Consider the following 6,000-nt stretch of genomic DNA (forward strand, 5'->3'; position numbering starts at 1 on the left):
CGACGGGCTGCCCGACCGACCTCGGGTTCGGCACCTGGGAGCGGGTCAGATCAGGCCGAGGCTCCGCACCGCGTCGCGCTCCTCGATCAGCTCGGCGACCGAGGCGTCGATGCGCTCGCGCGAGAAGTCCGAGATCTCGAGGCCCTGGACGATCTCCCACCGGCCGCCGCGCGAGACCACGGGGAACGAGGCCATGAGCCCCTCGGGGACGCCGTACGAGCCGTCGGACACGATGCCCGCGCTCGTCCAGTCGCCCTCGGGCGTGCCGTTGACCCAGTCGAACACGTGGTCGATCGCGGCGTTCGCGGCCGATGCGGCCGAGGAGGCGCCGCGCGCCTCGATGATCGCGGCACCGCGCTTGGCGACGGTCGGGATGAACTCGCCCGTGAGCCAGGCGGAGTCCGCGGCGAGCTCGGCGCCGGGGCGACCGGCGACGTCGGCGTGGAAGATGTCCGGGTACTGCGTGGCCGAGTGGTTGCCCCAGATGCTGACCTTGCGCACCTCGGACACCGGCACGCCCGCACGCTTGGCGACCTGCGTGAGCGCCCGGTTGTGGTCGAGGCGCGTCATGGCCGTGAAGCGGTCCTTGGGCACGTCGGGTGCGTTCGACGCCGCGATGAGGGCGTTGGTGTTCGCGGGGTTGCCGACGACCAGGACGCGGACGTCGTCCGCCGCGCCGGCGTTGATCGCCTCGCCCTGCGGCTTGAAGATGCCGCCGTTGGCCTCGAGCAGGTCACCGCGCTCCATGCCGGGGCCGCGCGGGCGGGCGCCCACGAGCAGGCCGACGTTGGCCCCCTCGAAACCGGCTCGCGGGTCGTCGAAGATGTCGATCCCCGCCAGCAGCGGGAAGGCGCAGTCGTCGAGCTCCATCGCGGTGCCTTCTGCGGCCTTCACCCCCTGGGGGATCTCGAGGAGGCGCAGACGGACGGGGACGTCGGGTCCGAGGAGCTGACCTGCGGCGATGCGGAACAGCAGGGCGTAACCGATCTGACCGGCGGCTCCGGTCACGGTCACGTTCACGGGAGTTGTCATGCCCACACTCTGTCACAACGGCGTCACACTCCGAAGGTGTGGCGGCGTGCCCGTTCCCGCGGCGTCCGTCACACCTGAGCAGGCCGTTCGCAGGGTGTTCCGACGCCGGTCCCCGTGCCGTCGGCAGGCCCACCGACGCCGACGGCGCCGCCCACCTCCAGGAGGCGAGCGGCGCCGTCGGGCGTGCGGGGACGAGGGTCAGGCGGCCAGGCGGGCGGCCAGGTTCTCGTCGAGGGCCGCGAGGAAGTCCTCGGTCGTGAGCCACTCCTGGTCCGGGCCGACCAGGAGCGCGAGGTCCTTGGTCATCTTGCCGGACTCGACCGTCTTGATGACGACGTCCTCGAGCGTCTCGGCGAACGCCGTGACCTCGGGGGTGCCGTCGATCTTGCCACGGTGCATGAGGCCACGGGTCCAGGCGAAGATCGAGGCGATCGGGTTGGTCGACGTCGGCTTGCCCTGCTGGTGCTGGCGGTAGTGACGCGTCACGGTGCCGTGCGCGGCCTCGGCCTCGACGGTCTTGCCGTCCGGGGTCATGAGGACCGACGTCATGAGGCCGAGCGAGCCGAAGCCCTGCGCGACGGTGTCGGACTGGACGTCGCCGTCGTAGTTCTTGCAGGCCCAGACGTAGCCGCCCTCCCACTTCATGGCCGAGGCGACCATGTCGTCGATGAGGCGGTGCTCGTAGGTGAGGCCCTTCGCGGCGAACTCCGCGGCGAACTCCGCGTCGAAGACCTCCTGGAACAGGTCCTTGAACTGGCCGTCGTAGGCCTTGAGGATCGTGTTCTTGGTCGACAGGTACACCGGGTAGTTCCGCTGCAGGCCGTACGCGAACGAGGCGCGCGCGAAGTCCTTGATGGACTCGTTGAAGTTGTACATGCCCATGGCCACGCCACCGTCGTCGCCGTAGGTGACGACGGTCTGCTTGATCTCCTCGGAGCCGTCGGCAGGCGTGTAGGTGAGCGTCAGGGTGCCGGCGCCGGGGACCTTGAAGTTGGTCGCCTTGTACTGGTCGCCGTGCGCGTGACGGCCGATGATGATCGGCTTGTTCCAGCCCGGGACCAGGCGCGGGATGTTCGAGATGATGATGGGCTCGCGGAAGACGACGCCACCGAGGATGTTGCGGATGGTCCCGTTCGGGGAGACCCACATCTTCTTCAGGCCGAACTCCTCGACGCGTGCCTCGTCGGGGGTGATGGTCGCGCACTTGACGCCCACGTTGTACTGCTTGATCGCGTTCGCGGCGTCGATCGTCACCTGGTCGTCGGTGGCGTCGCGGTTCTCGATCGACAGGTCGTAGTACTTGAGGTCGATGTCGAGGTAGGGGTGGATGAGGCGGTCCTTGATGAACTGCCAGATGATGCGCGTCATCTCGTCACCGTCGAGCTCGACGACCGGGTTGACGACCTTGATCTTGCCCATGCGGGGGTAACTCCAACTCTGCGAGGGGAACCTGCGGCCGCCCGCCGGCTGCCGGCGGGTGCCGGGACTGCGCGCGCGAACCGATGATGCTGACCGCCGCCCAGGGTACTCGACTTCTCGACATCAAGATACTTTCCGTCCGGTCGCACCGCGCACACCGCAGGCCCGACGGCGCCGCTCGCCCCGAGCACGGACGCGCGCCCTCTGGCGCGGTCCATCCAGGAGCGCAAGACTGGTGGCGAACCGATCAGCGAACTCCCAGACATCGGTGGCAGGATGCCACCGAGATGCCGGTTCTGCACCGAGCTCGCATGTTCGTACCGAACGTCCGGTTCCCGGACCCCACCAGACACGAGACAGGAACATCATGTCCCAGGACACTTCAGCACCAGACGTAGTCGTCGACGAGGAGACGACCGTCGTCGTCGGGCCCAGCCTGCTCGCCCGGCTCGGCGCCGAAGCCTTCGGCTCGTTCTTCCTCGTGCTCGCCATCCTCGGCGTCACGCTCTACAGCGTCGGCGGCCTCGGCGCCGGCACGCTCGGCGTGGCGCTCGCCGGTGGCATCGCCCTGCTCGGCGGCATCGCGGCCGTCGGTCACGTCTCCGGGGGCCACTTCAACCCGGCCGTGACGCTCGGCGCGGCCATCGGCGGTCGGACCGCGTGGGGCGACGTGCTGCCCTACTGGCTGGCGCAGCTCGTCGGCGGCGTCGTCGCCTCGGCCGTGCTCTTCGCGACGATCCCGTCCTCCGCACTGGCGGTGCTCCAGCAGAGCGGCCTGATCGCGGACGCGACGCAGCAGGCCTTCTTGTCCTCGACGGCCAACGGCTTCGACACGCACTCGCCCCTCGCGGTCGCCACGAACGGCGCCTTCGCGTTCAGCCTGTGGTCCGCGCTCATCATCGAGATCGTCGCAGCGGCCATCCTGGTCGGCGTGGTCCTCGGCGTCACCGACAAGCGCACGAGCTCGCGGGTCGCGCCGGTCGCGATCGGCCTGACCTACGCCGTGCTCATCCTGGTCGTCACGCCCTTCACCAACGCCGGCCTCAACCCGGCGCGCTCGTTCGCCGCGGCCGTCTTCGCGGGCGGCTGGACCTGGGGCCAGCTCTGGCTGTTCGTCGTCGCCCCCCTCGCCGGTGCGGCGATCGCGGGTCTCTTCTACCGCGCGTTCGCGTTCGCGCCCGTCCAGGACGACCTCCTGGCCGAGGACGAGGTCTTCGTGATCGACGAGACGGCCGTCGTCGCCGGTTCCGCCACCGAGGCACCTGCGGGCTCCGCGACCGCCGCGAGCGTGGCCGAGCAGGCCACGTCGCCCGCGACGGACGTCCCCGGCGGCTCGACCGTCGAGGAGACGGAGACCGTCGAGGTCACCGAGGTGTCCGAGGTCGACACCCGCGAGAGCACGACCACCGACGGAACGACCCCGGACGGGCCTGCTCCCAAGGCCTGACAGGTCGGCACACGCACGACGAGGCCCGGTCCGCTCCTGCGGGCCGGGCCTCGGTGCGTCTCGGGACACCCTGCGTCTCGGGGGGCGCCGCTCGCCGGGGGGCGAGCCGTCAGATGTTGGGCGCGATGATCGCGAGGGTGCCCATGGCACCCGCGAGCGCGAGGTACATGATCACGTCGGTCCACCGGGTGCGGATCGTGAGCCCCACGGGTCCGGGCCCCGGCAGCAGCGCACGAACCCCCGCCCCGACGACCAGGATCCCGACGAGCACCAGCACACCGACCCGCGCGCTGACGAGCAGGGTCACCGCCACGGCGAGCAGCACCCCGGCGAACACGAGCCACATGGCCAGGTTGCTCTGCGGAGCGGGCAGGACGACCGTGGTCGGCTGGTCGAGAGCCTCCCGACCGCCGTCGCCCCCCGCGACCTGCGGGACCCCCGCCGGCGGGGCGACCGTCGCCACGGGCTCGACCGGGGCCGCGGCAGGGTCGATCGTCCCCGACGTGCCGTCCAGACGGTGCCACGCAGGCGCGGCGGCCGGTCGATGCTGCGTCGGGGTGCCGTTGTGCGGACCGCGCCCGGGCGCGGTGACGTCGCTCACGCTTCCCACCAGTTCACAGGTCCGAGCCTACCGCCGACTACCGTAGGGAACGTGCCCTCATCAGCCACCCCCGCCGTCCTGCCGCACTCCCGGCGCCCCGCGACCGGGTCGGTCGTCGTCGTGGGCGCGGGCCTCGCCGGCGCCCAGACCGTCGCCGCGCTGCGCTCCCACGGGTTCTCGGGCCGGGTGACGATCCTCGGCGCCGAGGGCGTCGGGCCCTACGACCGCCCTCCGCTGTCCAAGGAGCTCTTCACGCGGCAGGGACCCGCCTGGCTGGTCGAGGAGATGGGGGTCGACGTCGTCGCCCTCGCGGACGAGGCGCTGCTCGACGACCCGGCGGTGGACCTCGACCCCGGCACGGACGCCGTCACGATCACGACCCGCTCGGGTCGACGCGTCACCGCGGACGTCGCGGTGCTCGCGCTCGGTGCGGAACCGGTCCGTCCCGCCGGGTGGGAGGCCGCGCTCACCCTGCACACCGCCGACGACGCCGCCCGCCTGCGTGAACGACTCGTCCCCGGCACGCGACTGGTCTCGATCGGTGCGGGCTGGATCGGCGCCGAGCTCGCGGGCGTGGCGTCGAAGGCCGGGTGCGAGGTCACCGTGCTCGAGGCCGCGCAGACCCCGCTCGAGCGGCAGCTCGGCGCGGAGGTCGGGGGTCACCTGGTGCGCTGGTACGCCGAGGCCGGGGCACGGCTCCTCACGGGCGCGCAGGTCACCGAGGTGGGTCCCACGAGCGTGCGGCTCGCGGACGGCCGCTCGGTCGAGGGGGACCTGGTCCTGGCCGCGGTCGGCGCTCGACCCGCGACCGCGTGGCTCAAGGGCACGCTCCCCCTCGACCCGCGCGGCTCGATCCGCGTGAACAGCGCGGGGCGGGTGGCGCCCCCGACGGTCGCGGCGCCGTCGGGCACCTCGGGGCACCTGCCCCTCAAGTCGCTGCGCCGCCTCTACGCCGTGGGCGACTGCGCGACGCGCGACAGCGCGGTGTTCGGCCCCGTGCCCGGCGGGCACTGGTCCGCCGCGCTGCACGACCCGGACGTGACGGTCCGCGCCCTGCTCGGCGTCGACGAGATGCCCGCCGAGCCGCAGCACGTGCGCGAGCTGCTCGGGCTCGCGCCCGTCCCCCAGCACGCCCCGTACGTCTTCTCCCAGCAGCTCGGGCACGACATCGCGCTGTTCGGCACGCCCTCGCCGTTCCACGAGGTGGTCTACCGCGGGGACCCGAGCGGCGGGGCGTCGGGCCACGAGGGCTGGGTCGCGCTGTACCTCGAGACCGTCGCAGGTGCGCACCGCACCAACGCCGAGGGGCACCGCCTCGCGACCGTCCGCGCGATCCTCGTGGTCGACGCCCCGCGCGAGGTGGGTCCGGTGCGCAAGCTCATGAACCGCGACGTGGCGCTGCACGTCGACGTCGAGGCAGCGACCGACCCGTCGCGCAGGCTGCGCGACGCCGTGGTCTGACCCGCCTCTGGGTCCCGAGCGGGGGGGGGGGGGGGGGGGG

General features: G+C 72.2%; 5 protein-coding genes. 2 read left to right on the forward strand and 3 right to left on the reverse strand.

The features are described 5' to 3' along the window. Positions 1 to 45: 45 nt before the first annotated feature. Together NHG27_RS16760 and NHG27_RS16765 are read right to left on the reverse strand one after the other, a co-directional pair. Positions 46 to 1,032: a malate dehydrogenase gene (locus NHG27_RS16760; protein ID WP_193718756.1), complete on the reverse strand. Its 987-nt coding sequence runs from the start codon at positions 1,030 to 1,032 to the stop codon at positions 46 to 48. 198 nt (positions 1,033 to 1,230) lie between these two features. Beyond that, positions 1,231 to 2,451 carry an NADP-dependent isocitrate dehydrogenase gene (locus NHG27_RS16765; RefSeq protein WP_193718755.1) on the reverse strand — a complete coding sequence of 407 codons (1,221 nt, stop codon included), beginning with the start codon at positions 2,449 to 2,451 and terminating at the stop codon, positions 1,231 to 1,233. Positions 2,452 to 2,818: 367 nt separating this feature from the next. Between NHG27_RS16765 and NHG27_RS16770 the strand changes: the two genes are divergently transcribed. Then, entirely contained in the window at positions 2,819 to 3,898 is a 1,080-nt protein-coding gene (locus NHG27_RS16770; protein WP_497017051.1) for an aquaporin, read from the forward strand. A 109-nt stretch (positions 3,899 to 4,007) separates the two neighbouring features. On the opposite strand, the gene NHG27_RS16775 is transcribed toward NHG27_RS16770, so the two are convergent. Then, on the reverse strand, positions 4,008 to 4,499 hold the full coding sequence (locus NHG27_RS16775) for a DUF3017 domain-containing protein (protein ID WP_497017052.1): 492 nt from the start codon (positions 4,497 to 4,499) through the stop codon (positions 4,008 to 4,010). A gap of 51 nt (positions 4,500 to 4,550) precedes the next feature. Here NHG27_RS16775 and NHG27_RS16780 point away from each other — a divergent pair, with 51 nt between their 5' ends. Beyond that, the gene (locus tag NHG27_RS16780) at positions 4,551 to 5,960 is read left to right on the forward strand and encodes an NAD(P)/FAD-dependent oxidoreductase (protein ID WP_497017053.1); all 1,410 of its coding nucleotides are present in this window, start codon (positions 4,551 to 4,553) and stop codon (positions 5,958 to 5,960) included. Positions 5,961 to 6,000: the final 40 nt, after the last annotated feature.

This window comes from Oerskovia sp. 140933 (genome assembly GCF_059651515.1).